Here is a 16,694-nt window from a genome sequence, read left to right as displayed (position 1 = left end):
TTGTTCGGGAATCCCTATATTTGAGGAAGCTCTAGGGGAGAATTGTAACAATGAGCCTGTATAGGGGTGAGGTTTGCATAAAATAAGAGAAGAACCACAAATGTGATTCTTCTCTTTACCGTAAAATTTAGTAGCTTATTTAACAGGTGCGATTTTCTTATCAGCGATGATGTAATGATCACGCATATAAGTAAATGGTAAAGTACCATTAAAGCCACCTAAAGCTGGAGATTTAACAATTAAACGTACACTTAGTAAGAATGGGATTACCGGCACTTCATCTTGTAAGATCTGATTCATTTGTTGATAGATCTCTTGACGTTTTGCTGGATCTTTTTCTTCATAAGCTAATTCGTATAACTCACTAAATTTTGCATTAGTCCAGCCTGAAAAGTTATTTGCATTTCCAGGATTAAAGACATTGAAAAAGCTTGCAACATGATAAAAATCTGCATTCATAATATAGAAAGCAAGATCAAAATCATACTGCTGGATTTTGTAATAGTAAGTGGTAATGTCGTTAGATACTAAGTTGATTTTTACTAAACCATTAGAGAAATCACTTAGCATGCTACTAATACCGATATTATTACGATCCGCTTCAGTGCCTCGTGTGTATACCCAGTTTAAAACTAGAGGGTTTTCTTGGCTATAACCAGCTTGGGTTAGTAAGTCAATTGCTTTTGCAATGTTATTTTTACGTTCTTTAGGGTCTAAATTGGATTTAACTTCTTGTTGTAAGTTACCATCTTCAAGAATAGTAGGAGCAACAATAGTTGTTGGAATATAGAGACGATAGAATTTTTCCGCAATAAAATCTCTATCCATTAAAAGATTGAGGGCTTGACGAACTCTAACATCTTGCAGTTTTTCATTGCGAGTATTAACAATAATTGCGTAAGTTGAAGGATAAGGTTCAACAATAATTTCATTAGCTCGCTCTGCTAAAGCTTGATTGAGGTATCTATCAGGAATTCTTGCCGTGTAAAACTCTCCACTTAAGTATTTTAAGTAAGAACTCATTCCTTTAGGTAAAACTTCAAAGTGAATTTGTTCGATATAGATATTTTTACGATCCCAGTAATCGTCACGTAAACTAAAAGAAACTATTTCGTTTAACTTGTTAGCAACTAATTTGTAAGGTCCATTTGAAACAATATTTTTTGGACTAGTCCAACTAATCCCATACTTTTCAATAATGTCTTGACGTACTGGAGCTGTAGGTAATAGAGTTAAAGTATCAAGTAACCAAGGTGTTGGTTTATCAAGATGTAAAACTAGAGTTAAGTCATCTAAAGCTTCAACGCCTAAAGCACTTGCTGGAAGTTCTTTAGCTTTGATCTCTTTGGTATTTTTTAAGTTAAGAACGGAAATATATTCAGCGCCTAAGGTTCCGGTATTTGGGTCAATAATACGTTGCCATGCGTAAACATAATCTTGGGCTTTAACCATTTGGCCGTCGCTCCAAGTAGCTTCAGGTCTTAATTTAAAAGTCCAAGTTAAACCATCTTCACTAGTTGTCCAAGAGATAGCTCCAACGCCTACCATCTCACCAGTGTTATCACGACGTACTAAAGTATCAAATAATCCTTTTTGTACTTGTTGAATTGACCAGTCAACATTAATTCCTGGATCAATTGATTCTGGCGTGCGAGAGATAGCATATTTGAGAACTTGCTTATCTGCGAGTTTGGTATTTGGAGGGAGAACAACTGCGTAAGCGGTAGATAAAAAGAGAATAGAAAGAATTAATGATAAAAGTGCAAATTTTTTCAATATCTATATTCCATTAAAAAAGTGAGATTTTCGGTTGTAGGTGATAAGTTTTTTAGTTTGTTGTAACTAAAAAATCCCTACCAAGACACGGCTAAATATTATAGCCTAAACTTGACTAAATGAGTAAAAAAATCTACGGTTGAAATATGCAAAAAGAGAGAGCAAAGCTCTCTCTTTTTTAAACACTTTTTTAATGATTTGTTGCTAATTATTTTGATTAGCTTGTTCTTGTTGTGCTTGCATACGATGACGTTCAGCACTCCAGATATCAGGATCTGGTAAAGTTTTTGCTAAAGACGGATATTTATGCACATCAAAGACTGGAATTTCAATTCCTCTCTTTCTTTGTTCACGATAATCTTTATATACCGTAAATAGAGGTCTCCAAAGAAGTAGACAGGCTACTACGTTAATAAAGCACATTATCGCCATAAATACGTCAGCAGTATTCCACACTAATTGCGGAGATTTGTAAGCTCCCCAGAAAGTAAAGCCTAGCACAACTAAACGGTATAGGTGAGCTACCCATTTGTTACCAGTAATGTAGTAAATTCCTACAGAACCATAGGTGTAGTAACCTAGAACCGAAGTAAAGGCAAAGAGGAAGATAATAAATACAAGTAACTCTGCCCCAACTTTACCCATAAAAGCTTCTACAGAAGCCTGTGCTAATGAAGCAGCTTCTAGACCCTCTGCTGCTGGTGTACCGTATACCCCAGACATAAGAACAATAAACGCAGTTAATGAACAGATGATAATTGTATCAAAGAAGATACCAATCATTTGTACAAAACCTTGGCTTACAGGGTGTTTAACATTAGCAGCAGCAGCAATGTTAGGAGAAGAACCCATCCCAGCTTCGTTTGAGAAAAGACCTCGTTTAACCCCAAAGTTGATCGCTAAACCAATGGTAGCCCCAAGAGCAGAATCTGTATTAAATGCTGAAGTTACAATAGTGTAAAAAACTTTAGGTAATTCCGTAAAGTGGATAACTATTAATACTAATGCCATTAAAATGTAAAGGCTTGACATAATTGGGATTAGTACCCCACTTACGTTGGCAATAGTTTTTAAGTTAGAGAAAATAATTATCCCTGTAAGGAAAACTAAGAGTAAACCAATCACCCATTTTGGCATATCAAAGGCATAATTTAATGACTCTGAAATTTGGTTTGTTTGTAAGGAAATAAAAGCAAAACCGTAAGTAAAGGCTAAAACTAAACTAAAGATTAAGCCTCCAATTTTACTTCTTAAACCATAGGTAATATAAAAGGCAGGACCGCCTTTAAACTCACCTGTTTCGGTTTTAGTTTTGTAAATCTGTGCAAGAGTATTTTCTACAAAGGCACTTCCCATGCCTAAAAAAGCAGCTACCCACATCCAGAAGACCGCTCCAGGTCCACCAGCAGAAATAGCAGCAGCTACCCCAGCAATATTACCCATACCAATACGAGCAGCTAAACCAGTTAAGAATGATTGTACTGGAGTGATGTTTACTTTATCATCGGTATAAGCAATATTTTTATTCCAAAGTAAAGTAAAAGCGTGTTTTAAATGGGTAATCTGAATCCCTCTTAGCAGAATAAAGTAGAATAAACCACAAATTAAGAGAGAAAAAATTAAAAGATAGTCATTAAAAAATGACCAAACAGCACTAATGGTAGAAATAATGTTTTCAGTCATAAGAGAGTCAAATCAAGATTATAGTTATAAGATATACAATCTCTCCCAGTACTTAATAAGTGACTTTATCACGAATATAGATAGGCTCGATATTTAATCGAGGCGTAAACTCTTGTTGCGCAATCTTTCTTAAAATTAAAGCAGAGAAAAAGCGTACATCAGGTAAAGCAGTAATTTGCTCAAAGAATGCGAAGATATCCTCCATTACATCTTCGTTTACCCCAACTCTTTGTCCATCGACCATTTGTGGTACTAGTAGATGATCACAAAAGTATTGACTTATCTCAGGATAAATTTCACGAGCAAAAACTTCATTATTAAGTAATTGGTTAAGAGTTAGTTCAGCCGGATAATGCTTATTCCAGGCATTTCCCACTAAAATGACTTGATCTTTCACCTCAAAGCCAAATTTATGAGTGTAATTATTTGTTGCTATCATTTCTGCTTTAACTTGAGTATCTTCTGAAGTTAAGCATTGGTAAATAGTTTCGAGCTCTGTGTTTTTAATTAACTGTTCAGTACCTACAAGGGTAAGTTCTGGGTAATTAAAAGCAGCTACATAACTTTCACCCATATTTGCATCAATAGCAACAAATATTTTTGTTTTATTCGTAAATGGATTTTCTTTAGCTTGAGCTTTGTTAGCTAGCTCTCCAAGAAATTGAATTTGAGCCGCCAGCATCTCTAAAGAGGAAACCGCAATTACATTAATTTCAGGATTAACTGTAGCTATACCTTGAGCTAAGCTCGTAGAAATTCTCGTGCCAACAAATGATCCAGGTCCACGATTAAATAATAAATATTGGTATTCTGAAAAAATTTGCGGATTAGTAGTGTCGTAGCTTAGAGACTGAATTAGGTCTAAAGCCTTTTCTCCTTGTGCTCCTTTTTCAGCAGAGTAAGCAGAGAGTAAACGATACTGTTGATCATTAGCAAAATGGTAATTTGCTACTTGCATCTTGTCAAAAGATGAATCTAAAACGAGAATGTTCATAGTACGAAAAAACAAGATATGGTGAGTTGTAAAAACTTCAAAATTATATCACAAATTTTTGTTTCCTGCTGGTACGTGCTTATTGTTGATAACTTTAGGCTGGTATATAATCATTACAACAGGCTAATAAATTATGCTAGCTCTATAGTTTTATGCTCAAGATTAATTTAGCATTTTAACACTTGATAATAGTTGTAAGAATACTTATATTTTTAATAAAAGTATAGGAGTTAGCTAGAGATTTATAAATTTAAGGAGTATTTATGAAGTTTAAATCAGAAGCTTATACTAATCCATTAACTAATAAAGAAACAGCTTTTTCTCATGAAGAGCGTGTAAAATTAGGGCTTATTGGACGCTTACCTTCTGCAGTAGAAAGTTTAGAGCAACAAGCAACACGTGCCTATGCACAATTGCAGTCTTATGAGCAAAATATTCATAAATATATCTACTTAGATAATCTGCATAATCATAATGAAGTGCTGTACTACAAACTAATAACTGAGCATTTAGAAGAGTTATTACCAATTATTTATGATCCTACAGTTGGTAAAGCAATTAAAGAATGGAGCTCTAATTACCGTCAATCTCGAGCTTTATATTTATCAATTGAACATCCTGAAGATATACGCGCCGCTTTTGCAAATTTAGCTTTAGGTGCTGATGATGTGGATCTCTTAGTTTGTTCTGACGCAGAGCAAATTTTAGGGATTGGAGATTGGGGAGTAAATGGTACAGATATTTCAGTAGGAAAACTTGCAGTTTACACCGCTGCCGCTGGAATTGATCCTGCCCGTGCAATTGCAGTTAATTTAGATGTAGGTACTAATAACCAAGCACTTCTTGACGATCCATTATACTTAGGTTACCGCCACCCACGCGTACGTGGAGAAAAATATGACGCTTTTATCGCCGAGTATTTAAAAGTTGCCTCTGAGTTTTTCCCAAAAGCAATGTTGCATTTTGAAGACTTTGGTGCGGGTAACGCAAGACGTATTTTAACTAAATATCGCGATCAATACCGTATCTTTAACGATGATATGCAAGGTACGGGGGCTATTGTAATGGCTGCTGTAACGTCTGGTTTAAAAGTTACGCAAGAAAATTTTAAAGAACAAAGACTAGTAGTTTACGGAGCAGGAACAGCGGGAACTGGAATGGCGGATCAAATTAGTGCTGCTATGGAACGTGAAGGTTTAACCCGTGAGCAGGCTAAAGCACGTGTATGGTTAATTGACCGTCATGGTCTAGTAACTGCAGATATGAATGACCTACCAGATTATCAACAAGAATATGCTCGCGCTCCGGAAGAAGTTAGTACTTGGGAAAGAACTAATGGAGAAATAGGTTTACTAGAAGTAATTAAACAAGTAAAACCAACAATTTTAATTGGTACTTCAACTCATCATGGAGCATTTACACAAGAGGTTATTGAAACCTTAGTGGCTAATGTGGTGCGTCCAATTGTTTTACCTTTATCTAATCCTGATGAGAAAATTGAAGCTATGCCTGAAGACGTAATTAAATGGTCACAAGGTCGAGCTTTAGTGTGCACAGGTATTCCGGTAAAACCGTTTGTTTATAATGATATTACTTATCATATTGGTCAAGGTAACAATGCTTTACTTTATCCAGGTTTAGGTCTTGGGGTAATTGTTTCACGAGCAACCAAAATTACCGATGCTATGTTAGAAGTAGCTGCTAAAGCTGTTTCTGACCAAGTTAATCCAACTGAATTAGGTCATGCTATTCTTCCTCCAGTAAGAGAGTTACGTAGCTCTTCTGCTAAAGTAGCGGTGGCGGTAGCAAAACAAGCACAAGCTGAAGGAGTTGCTCTTGTAACATCAGATAACTGGGAAGAAGTAGTTGAAAAGGCTATGTGGAAGCCTGAATACAAATAGTTCTTCACTTTGTTATCTTGTGTAAAGGTATAGCTAATCCAACTATTCTCATTTGCCTTTGCCAAATTAACGTTGTGCGCGTACTTTGAGGTAAATGACTTAAAAAATTTAAGGCTCTCTAGTAAATAGAGAGCCTTAAATTTTATTTATGACTTAAATCACGATTATCGCGAATGTATCTTCTTTCTAGACCAAAGTCTGTGAAGTCTAATTTCTTCTGTAAGAGGGTTAAAATTAAAGTATTGTGTAGTAGGTTAGCTACAGTTAAGAGACCTACACCACCAGGTACTTTTGATACCATTGCACACTTACCAAGCAGATCATGGAAGTCTACATCACCTACAGTAAATTGTTCTTTGATAGAGTTGCTTACTTTATCAGTTGCCTCTTCTAGAGTTAATTTATTAGTTGCTGCAAATTCACGCGCAACTTTTTCTAGACCAAACATTTCAACTTCAGCTTTTAATTCTGGATTATAAGATTTATTAAATAGTTGGTTAATCCCAACATCAATAACTACACAATCCTCATTAACGTAAGAATGGTCAAAGAATTTAGCGTGACCTATAGCTACTACTAAGATGTCAGCACTTTTCGTAATGTTACGGATATTTTTAGTATGAATATTACATACTGATACCGTTGCATTACGGTTAATTAATTCTAACGCTAAAGGTTTACCAACAATATTAGAAGCACCAACAATTACTACATGTTTACCTTGAACTTCAACATTGTACTGGTCAAGTAATTGCAGTACGCCATGTGAAGTACATGGAACAATGTTAGCGCGGTCTAAGAAAGTTAAACCTATATTTTTTGGATTAAAGCAATCTGCATCTTTTTTGCTATCGATTGCAATCATTGCTTTATAAGTATATGGTTTTAAATGAAGAGGTAAAGGTAATTGTAAAATTACGCCGTTTACACTTTCATCAGCATTTAATTTTTTAATTAAAGCTAATAAAGTATCGAAATCTACTTCTTCATCTAAACGATGAATTTCTGTTAAAACTCCAACTTCAGCAGCATATTTTACTTTTTGTTTTACGTAAATTTCGCTTGCAGGATTATGACCTACAAGAATTACTGCTAGTTTTGGTTGGATATTGAATGGATCTTGAGCTAGCTTAGTTGTTGCAAGACGAATACGATCTTTGATTAGATCAGCTGTTTCCTTACCTTTGATTATAATGGTCTCTGTCAAGAATCCTCCTAATATTTTGCAAATTCGTTTATTTGTTTTTTGCAAATAAAAATAAATAACCTATAAGATTATATCAATTTTTCTTAATAAAGATAGATAAATTAAGTAACAAAAGGCTCTTCTTTAGATTATCAGCTTAATCTTATGTATGTTATACTATGAGCTATGATTTTTTATTAAAGAACTAGAAGTTTTTAAATAAAACATTATAAATAATAGGTATATCCTAAAATTTAACTAAACAGATTTTTAAGCGAATAAATGAAGTATTTAAAAACTTTACTTATAGCTTTAACCGTGGGAACTCTGGTTACTGCCTGTGACAAGGTAGCACAACGTAATCAAGAGCCAAAAGTAGTTGAAGAAATGGTTAACTTCACTAATATTGCCATTAACTTAGATGAAAATTCACAAGTTGAGGAACTGTTAAACCTTAATAAAGAAAACGTAGAAGCTTTTAAACAAGCGGTAACGTTTACTCCAGTAGTAAATTTAGATGAGGTTTATAAAGATCAAGTTCTACATTTAAGTTACTTAATTAAAAACAATAGCGACAAACCTATTCAACGCGTACTTTTAACTTCAACGGTTAATGTAGCAATTAACCCTTCAGAAGAAAGTGAAGATGATTATGCCAACTTTCTTTTAGTAGTTCCAGTAGTTTACGATCTTTCTTATAAACTAACAGATGTTAGTAATTATGACTTTAATGCCTTTACAACTGAACTAACTGCTGAACAAAGACCAAACTATTTAGCTCCAGGGCAAACTACTCGCATTGAGATAGATTACAATTTAGGTAAGATTAATAGCTTACCATTTGTTCCTGAATTTATTGCTAATACTCCAGCAGAGTTATTTGAATTTAATGGCTTTTTTACTACACCTCTATATATCAAGTTTATGGATGGTGAGGTTATAGACACTAAATATTTTGCAGCATCAAGCGAAAATCCAGAATCAGCTAATTTAGAAGAGAATAGTGAAGTGCTTCAAAGTGAAGCTCCCCAAGAGGGTAGTAACGAAACTCCAGAAAATAATTAGGCTCTTATAGTGATTTAATCTTTATTAAAAATTTATTTTTCATATGCGTATTTCAAAATATTATTTAGCAACTTTAAAAGAAGCACCATCAGAAGCAGTAATTGACTCGCACAAATTAATGATTCGTGCAGGTATGGTGCGTAAATTAGCTTCGGGTGTCTACACTTGGTTACCTACAGGTAAAAGAGTATTAAACAAAGTAGAGAACATTGTGCGTCGTGAAATGAACGCAGCAGGTTCTTTAGAAACTTTAGCGACAATGGTAATCCCTGCAGAGTTATGGATTGAGTCGCAAAGATATGATAGTTACGGCAATAACTTACTTAAGTTCAAAGATCGTAAAGAAGCAGACTTTGTTTTAGGTCCAACACACGAAGAAGTATTTACTCACTTAGTAAGACAAGAAGTTTCTTCTTACCGTCAATTACCATTAAATCTATATCAAATTCAAACTAAATTCCGTGATGAAACAAGACCGCGTTTTGGTATTTTACGTACGCGTGAGTTTATTATGAAAGACGCTTATTCTTTCCACTTAAATCACGAAAGTTTAGTAGAAACTTATAAAGATATGGAAACTGCATATCACAAAGTATTTACAGCGTGCGGTCTTCAGTTCCGTGCTGTAGAAGCTGATAATGGTGATATGGGTGGTTCTGGTTCAAAAGAGTTCCAAGTACTAGCTCCAGCAGGTGAAGATGTTATTGCTTATTGCGAAAACTCTGACTATGCTGCTAATATTGAAAAAGCTCCAGCAATTCCATCAACAGTTCGTCAAGCTCCAACTAAAGAAGTAGAGAAAGTACATACTCCAGGAGTAGCAAGCATTGAAAGCTTAGTTGACTTTACTAAAACTGATATTACTAAAACAATTAAACTTTTAGTAGTAAAAGGGGCAACAGAAGAGGCGCCATTAGTAGCTTTAGCTTTACGTGGTGATCACGAACTAAATGAAGTTAAAGCAAATCACCATCCTTTAGTAGCTTCTCCAGTTACTATGGCTGATTTTGCAGAAATTGAACGTGTGTTTAATGCAAAACCAGGTTCTTTAGGTGTAGTTAACTGTCCAATTCCTCTAGTAGTTGATGATACAGCTTTAACAGTATCTGACTTTGCGACAGGAGCAAATGAAACAGATTACCACTTATTTGGTGTAAACTGGGATAGAGATGTAACTAACTATCAAAGCGCAGACTTACGTAATGCAGTAGAGGGCGATCCATCTCCAGACGGTAAAGGTACTTTATCTTTAACTCGTGGTTGTGAATGTGGTCACATTTTCATGTTAGGTGACAAATATAGTAAAGCATATAACTTTACCGTAACTGACGAAAATGGACAAAATTTACATCCATTAATGGGTTGTTATGGTATTGGGGTAACTCGTGTAGTTGCTGCTGCAATCGAACAAAACCATGATGATTTTGGTTGTACTTTACCAGATGCTTTAGCTCCTTTCTTAGTAGGTCTAGTACCAGTAAATTACAATAAATCAGAAGTAGTTCGTCAATTTGCGGATCAATTCTACCAAGAATTACCATTAAAAGATGAAGTTTACTTTGATGATCGTGGTGAGCGTTTAGGTGTAGCTTTAGCTGATATTGACTTATTAGGAGTTCCTTACCAATTTATCGTAGGTGAGAAGAATTTAGCAAATAATCAAGTTGAGTTCAAAAACCGTCGTACAGGTGAAAAAGAACTTCTATCAATTGAAGAAGCAAAAGCTAAAGCTAAAGAATTGTTATTAAACTATGTTAAGTAATCAGAGATTAAGATAATCTCGATAACTTAATCTATACTAGCTAACGTTAGTTGACGATAACTAACGCTAGCTAACGATAACTACGCTAGCTAACGTTAGTTGACGATAACTAACGCTAGCTAACGATAACTACGCTAGCTAACGATAACCAAGCAATAGCTTAACGATTGATTAATAATTGAACAAAGATTAATTTCTTTGAAATTTAAATAATAAAAAACCTCGGATTTATCCGAGGTTTTTTATTATGGTTGTAATTGAGGAAATTATTTACCTGAATCACCGTAGTTTTTAAGAACACGTGCAGATGGATCGTTTACATCAGCACCAACCCATTCTTTGTTAGGCATCCAGAAGTCTTTAATTAAGTGACCTTGACCTGGGTAGTGTTTTTCAAAGATGTCACGGTAAAGAAGAGATTCTTTTGTGAATGGAGTACCGTGAGGGTATTTAGCTTTAGCAGCTTCTAAATCTGCATCTGTATATTTCTCTTCAGCGTAAGCTTTTAAGTGGTCAACCATTGAGTGACCTACCGCATCAGAGAATGCAGCTTTTTCACGCATTAAGATAGACTCAGGTAAGTAATCAGTACCAGCAAATGCTTTACGTAATAAGTATTTACCTTTGTTGTAAGTGTTCATTTTTAATGCTGGGTTAATGCTCATTACATATTGTACAAAGTCAGTATCAGCAAATGGAACACGAGCTTCTAATGAGTGAGCAGCTAAACAACGGTCAGCACGTAACACGTCATACATGTATAGTTCTTTAATACGTTTAGCAGCTTCAGCTTGGAAAGCAGCTGGAGATGGAGCATAGTCAGTATATTTATAACCGAATAGCTCATCTGATACTTCACCAGTTAATAATACTTTAAGATCTGTATTTTCATGAATCCATTTACAGATTAAGTACATACCTACTGAAGCACGGATAGTTGTGATATCCCAAGTTTCTAGGTGCCAAATTAACTTGTCTAAAGTTGCTAAAACTTCATCTTTAGTCATGATAATTTCATGGTGCTCTGTACCTAAGTAATCAGCAACTTCTTTTGCGTATTTTAAGTCGATAGGGTCTGTATCCATACCAACAGCAAAAGTTTTGATTTTCTTACCTAGTTTTTTCGTAGCGATTGCACAAACTAATGAAGAGTCTAAACCACCTGATAATAGGTAACCAATTGGAGCATCAGCTTCTAAACGTTTATCTACTGCTGCTTCTAATTTTTCTCTAATTTTTGTAGTTACAGTTTCTAAATCATCAGTTACGATTTGACGTGGAGATGATAAATCGTTGTAACATACAAACTCACCATTTAAGTAGTAGTATCCTGGTGGGAATGGAGTTACTTTATCACAGAAAGGAATTAAACCTTTAGCTTCTGAAGCAAAAGCAATAGCACCTGTTTCTTTGTCATAACCGTAGAATAATGGACGGATACCCATAGGGTCACGTGCTACTAATAAAGTTTTGCTTGCTGCATCACTTACTACTAAAGCAAATTCACCGTCAAGCATTTTAACCATGCTATCAGCGCCTAAAGCAAAGAATAATGGTAATAAAATTTCACAGTCTGAATCAGAAGTGAAAGTATACTCTTGGAATTTGTCTTTTAAGAAGTGACGGATTTGGTGGAAGTTATAAATTTCACCGTTACATACAGCTTCAGCTTCTCTAAATTTAAATGGTTGGTTACCAGCTGATGATAAGTCCATAATTGATAGACGGTGGAAACCCCAAGTACCGCATTGGTCAGCTTCGAATTGATAGTTATCTGGACCACGGTGAGTAATTGATGAAGAAGATTGCTTGAAGACTTCAATGTTCTTCATGGTTGCTGAGTTAAATACAAAACCACACATATTAATTAAACCTTTTATTTTATAATTTATTTAATTTGAATTTAGCTACTCTTATATAATATGAGTATGCTTTACTAAAAAGTATTGTCTAATAAATTCCGAGAATTTATCTAGAGCCTAAGAAAAATCTGGATATACGAAAATAGTGATATCTGTTTTTATTTTCGTGAGTATAATTATATATTAAGTTTAATAAAAAAAGAAGTTTTATTATATTTTTTCAAATCAATTAATTAGTTGAGTTAAACAAAATATAAAAATTTAGAGAAAATTTTAGAAAAAAGTCAAAAGCAATAGGGGCTATTTTTAAGTCTCTTCTAAAGATATAAGAAAAAAATTATTTTTCGTTATAGCAAGCTATAAAATAATTTGAGTTTTTTCTAATTTCTTCTTAAAAATCAGGTTTTTAAATGTTGAGTGTTTAAAGGTTGTTGCTAAAAAACACCTACATTATAGTCAGGAATTACTAAAGAATAAGGTGATTTTAAATGCAAATTGTTAAAAAGAATTTAGCAAAATTAACTTTACTTTCTGTATTTTCGAGTGTTCTTTTTGGTTGTGCTTCAATTGCTAATATGGCAGGTTACGACAGTGCCAAGTTAAATGAAATGTCAGCCCAAGCCTATGCAGAAGTACGTCAAGAAGAGAAAGCTAATATTGATACAACTTCAAATACAGCTAAACGTATTACGCGTGTTTATAACCGCCTCCTACCATATGCCGATAAACTTAATAACACTGGAGTGAAGTTTGATTGGCAATTAACGGTAATACGCAAGGATGTAATTAATGCTTTTGCTATGCCAGGCGGTAAGATTGTCTTCTATACTGCTTTAATTGAAAAATTAAATTTAAATGACAATGAGATAGCTGCGATTATGGGGCATGAAATGATTCACGCCTTAAATGAACATTCAAAACAAAGAATTGGACAACAGCTGATTGTTAGTGGAGCTGTAGTTGGTTCTTCAATTTTAACTGGTGTAAGTTCAGATAGCTTATCTATACTTGCTGATCTAGGTGTTTCTAAACCATTTAGCCGTTCAAATGAAACAGAGGCGGATATTGAAGGTTTATTCCTAATGGCACAAGCAGGATATAATCCTGAAAATGCGATCACGCTTTGGCAAAAGATGGAAGCTTATAGTGGTGGTTCAAGCTTTAGTTTACTATCAACTCACCCTTCTGATGAAAAGCGTTACAAAACTCTACAAGAAAACTTACCTAAAGCAATGGAAATCTACAACAAGGCTATAGGAAAATCTTAAGGAAAATCTTAAGTTGTTAAACTAATTTCTAGCGTGGATTTTCATAATAAGCGCAAATTCTTGCTGAATTACTGAATAATCTTGGACCACTCTTTACAATTTTTTTACCGTGAGGTAACTATTGAAAAGAAGTAGCCAGACTTAGATCAATTAAGCCAAGTAAGCCAAGTAAGCCAAGTAAGCATATCGCAAGCTAACATAGCTCAAGCAAAAAGTACCTGAGGATTTTCTCAGGTACTTTTTAATTATCTTATTTGTTAGCTGAAGATAATAAAGATTTAACTTTTTCAACAATCTCTACAATTGTATCTTTGTTAGCTGTTGAAGCGCCTAATTTGTCTAATAAAGAAGTTACTTGTTCAGCTGAAATAGGGAATACTTGGTTTAATGTAGGAAGTAAAGATTGTAATTTATCTTTAGCTTGATCGAAATCTAAAGTTTTGATTTGATCAAGTAATTGACTTGGGTTGCTTAAATCTAAGTCTTTTAAACCTTGAGCAGCGTTTAGCATGCTTGAAGCTTTATCAAATAAATTATTAAACATTTTTAAATACCTTAGTTTGCCTTAAGTAAAAAACTAGCTTATTTTATAACTTTAAGGCAGTTTTTGCAAAAGTTTATAAAAAAATGCTCCCAAATAATGGGAGCATTTTTCTTATTGAGGCAAATATTGTTATACCTACTATAGGAAACTTTTATATGGTAATTCCGGCTCATCAATAAAGATGTCTTCAAAGCCACGGTAGAATTGATAGTGGATACGATCTCTGTCTGTAGGGAAAGTATATTTACCACCAACTTGCCAGAAGAATGGGTGGAATTTCCATTGTAAGCGTTCTTTTTTCAGAAGCCATAATTCTTCAATTTCACGAGGATCAGATTGGAAGTTAGACCAAATGTCATGGTGCACTGGGATAACTACTTCTGTACGTAAACATTCAGCAGCACGAAGAACATCAGAAGCAGTTAGTTTATCAGTAACTCCACGAGGGTTTTCACCGTAAGCCATTAAAGCAACATCAATTTTGTGCTCATTACCATGTTTTGCATAGTAGTTTGAGTAATGTGAATCACCAGAGTGATAAATGTTACCACCAGTTGTTTCGAATAAGTAGTTAACTGCACGTTGATCCATTTGATCAAGGATAGATTTGTCTTTAGAAGAAACACCTTGAGGTAAAGTTACTAAAGCAGTACGGTCAAATGCATCTAGTACTTTAATTTTTACATCACCTACTTCAATAGTGTCACCAACTTTTGCAACAATACATCTGTCCTCAGGCACACCCCAACCTTTCCAAAGGTCAACACATGCTTGAGGTCCGATAAATTTCACGTGTGGACCACAGTTTTGGATAACTGCAGCAGCAACGTTTACATCGATATGGTCAGCATGGTCATGGGTTGCCATAATAGCGTCCACTTCTTTAATTGCAAATGGATCTAATGGGAAAATTGCAGTTCTTAAGTTAGGTTGTAAAGCTCTTACACCACCCATACGCATCATTTGGTGTTGTTTTTTCATTAAAGGATTGCGAGTTGTACGTTTACCTGTACCGCACCAGAAGTCAACACAAATATTTGTATTACCCTCAGTTTTTAACCAAATGCCAACGCACCCTAGCCACCACATAGTAAAGGTATTAGGTTGAACTTTTTCATCTTCAATTTGTTCATTTAACCATGTACCCCATTCTGGGAAAGTAGATAGGATCCAAGATTCGCGGGTAATTTCATTAACTTTACTCATATTTATCCTCTTTTATTTTAGAAATTAAACCAGAATAACGCTAATTCCCTGCGCCTGAAGCTCTGCAATTACTCGTTTATTTGCATCTCGTCCAGTTATAACTATATCTATATTCTTCGACGGAACAAAAAGAGAACCAATACGTTGACCAATTTTATCTGAATCAACCAAACAAACTAGCTTTTGTACTTGTGGAATTAATTTTTGTTCTGCGAGTAAAGAGAGGAGATCTTTTTTAAAAAGACCTTCTTTAGTCAAACCGGAGCCACTCGTAAACATATATTTACCAGCATAGCTAAGGCACTGAGAAGTTTCGTTAGTAACAAATAAGCTTTTTTCCGGATAATATTGCCCGCCAATTACAATTGTCGTACCGCGATGCTTTTCTATAAGAAAGGTAAGTAAAGGTAAATAATTGGTAATTACTTGAATATCTTTTTCAATAATTTCTTGCCCCAACAAAAAAGCAGTAGATCCACAGTTGATGATAATACCATCACCATCTTTACATAGTTGAGCTGCCGCTTTTGCTATACGAACTTTTTCATCGTAATTGTTAGAGTTGTTAATATTGAAAGAATTCCAGTCTTGACCACCAAGAGTATTATTGATACCTAAGCGTTGACAACCATTACGAACTCGTTGGAGTTTCCCCTCTTTATCTAGATGATTAATGTAACGTCGTGCAGTTACCTCTGAAATACCTAAAATGTCTGAAACTTGCTTAATTGACAGTACATCAAATCTATTTAATTCAGTTAACAGGAGTTCGAGTTTGAGTTGTTTATTAATTAACGTTTCCTTCATTTGTTAACTAAAGGTTTATATGTTTTAAAAAGTTCGTAAATATAATAATTTATTTTTACACAAAGTAAAAGGTGGAAAATTGCTTTTTTGATTAAAAATAATCAAAAAAGCTTTTCTTTTACGCGAAATTATAGAAAAATCCAAGGTAAGGAAAATTTTGCTTTTTTATAAAAGTGTGATCTAAATCATATTTAACCCATTTAGTGCATAGGGTTATATGCTTGAAAGTGATCATTTTTTGCAAAAAGTTAACTTCTAACCCCCTCTAAAGAGAAATTTTTCTAAAAAAATTAGCTTTTGAAGAAAAAATTTTTAACCACGAGCCTAAGAAAATTCTTAAGCATGATAACTATTGATAATTTTGTCAATCTAGCTGACAAGTTTTGATAATTTTTTAAGAAATGAGGCCGAGTAATAAACAAATGAGCTGTAAAAAAGTGTCATGGATCACACTTTAGTGACTAAAAGCAAAAACTATCTATTTTATTATTTTAAGTTGCAATATCATAGATTTAAATAAAAGGCTATGGATAATAGCTCGCCATAACTAATGGTTTATGTTTTAAAAGTTCCATGTTTAGCTTATATGGTTTAATCATATAAGTGCGGTAGTAAAATTATATTTAGTTGAAGGTGAGGA

Annotated in this window: 12 protein-coding genes; 4 read left to right on the top strand and 8 right to left on the bottom strand. The window is 34.3% G+C overall.

Translation table 11 applies throughout. The annotated features are described in order from the left end of the window. Positions 1-135 precede the first annotated feature (135 nt). The 3 genes from CKF54_RS03365 to tsaB all read right to left on the bottom strand — a co-directional run bounded on the left by CKF54_RS03365 (position 136) and on the right by tsaB (position 4,453). Positions 136-1,776, bottom strand: coding sequence for an ABC transporter substrate-binding protein (locus tag CKF54_RS03365; RefSeq protein ID WP_119524873.1), 1,641 nt, complete (start codon positions 1,774-1,776; stop codon positions 136-138). A 204-nt stretch (positions 1,777-1,980) separates the two neighbouring features. After that, entirely contained in the window at positions 1,981-3,459 is a 1,479-nt protein-coding gene (locus CKF54_RS03360; RefSeq protein WP_119524872.1) for an alanine/glycine:cation symporter family protein, read from the bottom strand. A gap of 52 nt (positions 3,460-3,511) precedes the next feature. After that, positions 3,512-4,453 carry a tRNA (adenosine(37)-N6)-threonylcarbamoyltransferase complex dimerization subunit type 1 TsaB gene (tsaB, locus tag CKF54_RS03355; protein ID WP_119524871.1) on the bottom strand — a complete coding sequence of 314 codons (942 nt, stop codon included), beginning with the start codon at positions 4,451-4,453 and terminating at the stop codon, positions 3,512-3,514. A 263-nt stretch (positions 4,454-4,716) separates the two neighbouring features. Here tsaB and CKF54_RS03350 point away from each other — a divergent pair, with 263 nt between their 5' ends. Continuing rightward, on the top strand, positions 4,717-6,354 hold the full coding sequence (locus CKF54_RS03350; protein WP_119524870.1) for an NAD-dependent malic enzyme: 1,638 nt from the start codon (positions 4,717-4,719) through the stop codon (positions 6,352-6,354). Between the two features lie 142 nt (positions 6,355-6,496). On the opposite strand, the gene CKF54_RS03345 is transcribed toward CKF54_RS03350, so the two are convergent. Further along, positions 6,497-7,561 (bottom strand): bifunctional 5,10-methylenetetrahydrofolate dehydrogenase/5,10-methenyltetrahydrofolate cyclohydrolase, encoded by a 1,065-nt coding sequence (locus CKF54_RS03345; RefSeq protein ID WP_147396808.1) that lies wholly within the window; start codon positions 7,559-7,561, stop codon positions 6,497-6,499. A 261-nt stretch (positions 7,562-7,822) separates the two neighbouring features. Here CKF54_RS03345 and CKF54_RS03340 point away from each other — a divergent pair, with 261 nt between their 5' ends. After that, entirely contained in the window at positions 7,823-8,605 is a 783-nt protein-coding gene (locus tag CKF54_RS03340) for a hypothetical protein (RefSeq protein WP_119524868.1), read from the top strand. A 43-nt stretch (positions 8,606-8,648) separates the two neighbouring features. After that, entirely contained in the window at positions 8,649-10,367 is a 1,719-nt protein-coding gene (locus tag CKF54_RS03335) for a proline--tRNA ligase (protein WP_119524867.1), read from the top strand. Positions 10,368-10,633: 266 nt separating this feature from the next. On the opposite strand, the gene asnB is transcribed toward CKF54_RS03335, so the two are convergent. Continuing rightward, on the bottom strand, positions 10,634-12,229 hold the full coding sequence (asnB, locus tag CKF54_RS03330) for an asparagine synthase B (protein ID WP_119524866.1): 1,596 nt from the start codon (positions 12,227-12,229) through the stop codon (positions 10,634-10,636). A gap of 488 nt (positions 12,230-12,717) precedes the next feature. Here asnB and CKF54_RS03325 point away from each other — a divergent pair, with 488 nt between their 5' ends. Further along, on the top strand, positions 12,718-13,497 hold the full coding sequence (locus CKF54_RS03325; protein ID WP_119524865.1) for a M48 family metallopeptidase: 780 nt from the start codon (positions 12,718-12,720) through the stop codon (positions 13,495-13,497). Positions 13,498-13,747: 250 nt separating this feature from the next. Here CKF54_RS03325 and CKF54_RS03320 read toward each other — a convergent pair whose 3' ends face one another. The 3 genes from CKF54_RS03320 to ulaR all read right to left on the bottom strand — a co-directional run bounded on the left by CKF54_RS03320 (position 13,748) and on the right by ulaR (position 16,054). Further along, positions 13,748-14,041 carry a hypothetical protein gene (locus CKF54_RS03320; protein WP_119524864.1) on the bottom strand — a complete coding sequence of 98 codons (294 nt, stop codon included), beginning with the start codon at positions 14,039-14,041 and terminating at the stop codon, positions 13,748-13,750. Positions 14,042-14,179: 138 nt separating this feature from the next. After that, positions 14,180-15,247 (bottom strand): L-ascorbate 6-phosphate lactonase, encoded by a 1,068-nt coding sequence (ulaG, locus tag CKF54_RS03315; protein ID WP_119524863.1) that lies wholly within the window; start codon positions 15,245-15,247, stop codon positions 14,180-14,182. Between the two features lie 24 nt (positions 15,248-15,271). Beyond that, positions 15,272-16,054, bottom strand: a complete 783-nt coding sequence (gene ulaR / locus CKF54_RS03310) for an HTH-type transcriptional regulator UlaR (protein WP_222987492.1) — start codon at positions 16,052-16,054, stop codon at positions 15,272-15,274. Positions 16,055-16,694: the final 640 nt, after the last annotated feature.

Source organism: Psittacicella hinzii (assembly GCF_003585885.1).
Taxonomy (GTDB): domain Bacteria; phylum Pseudomonadota; class Gammaproteobacteria; order Enterobacterales; family Psittacicellaceae; genus Psittacicella.
This window is presented reverse-complemented; position numbering and strand designations above follow the sequence as displayed.

What these genes read in the sequence shown, in the direction of transcription:
- ulaG (WP_119524863.1), bottom strand. Translation starts at nt 15,247, where the DNA reads ATGAGTAAAGTTAATGAAATTACCCGCGAATCTTGGATCCTATCTACT.
- ulaR (WP_222987492.1), bottom strand. Translation starts at nt 16,054, where the DNA reads ATGAAGGAAACGTTAATTAATAAACAACTCAAACTCGAACTCCTGTTA.
- CKF54_RS03340 (WP_119524868.1), top strand. Translation starts at nt 7,823, where the DNA reads ATGAAGTATTTAAAAACTTTACTTATAGCTTTAACCGTGGGAACTCTG.
- CKF54_RS03320 (WP_119524864.1), bottom strand. Translation starts at nt 14,041, where the DNA reads ATGTTTAATAATTTATTTGATAAAGCTTCAAGCATGCTAAACGCTGCT.
- CKF54_RS03350 (WP_119524870.1), top strand. Translation starts at nt 4,717, where the DNA reads ATGAAGTTTAAATCAGAAGCTTATACTAATCCATTAACTAATAAAGAA.
- CKF54_RS03360 (WP_119524872.1), bottom strand. Translation starts at nt 3,459, where the DNA reads ATGACTGAAAACATTATTTCTACCATTAGTGCTGTTTGGTCATTTTTT.
- CKF54_RS03335 (WP_119524867.1), top strand. Translation starts at nt 8,649, where the DNA reads ATGCGTATTTCAAAATATTATTTAGCAACTTTAAAAGAAGCACCATCA.
- CKF54_RS03325 (WP_119524865.1), top strand. Translation starts at nt 12,718, where the DNA reads ATGCAAATTGTTAAAAAGAATTTAGCAAAATTAACTTTACTTTCTGTA.
- tsaB (WP_119524871.1), bottom strand. Translation starts at nt 4,453, where the DNA reads ATGAACATTCTCGTTTTAGATTCATCTTTTGACAAGATGCAAGTAGCA.
- asnB (WP_119524866.1), bottom strand. Translation starts at nt 12,229, where the DNA reads ATGTGTGGTTTTGTATTTAACTCAGCAACCATGAAGAACATTGAAGTC.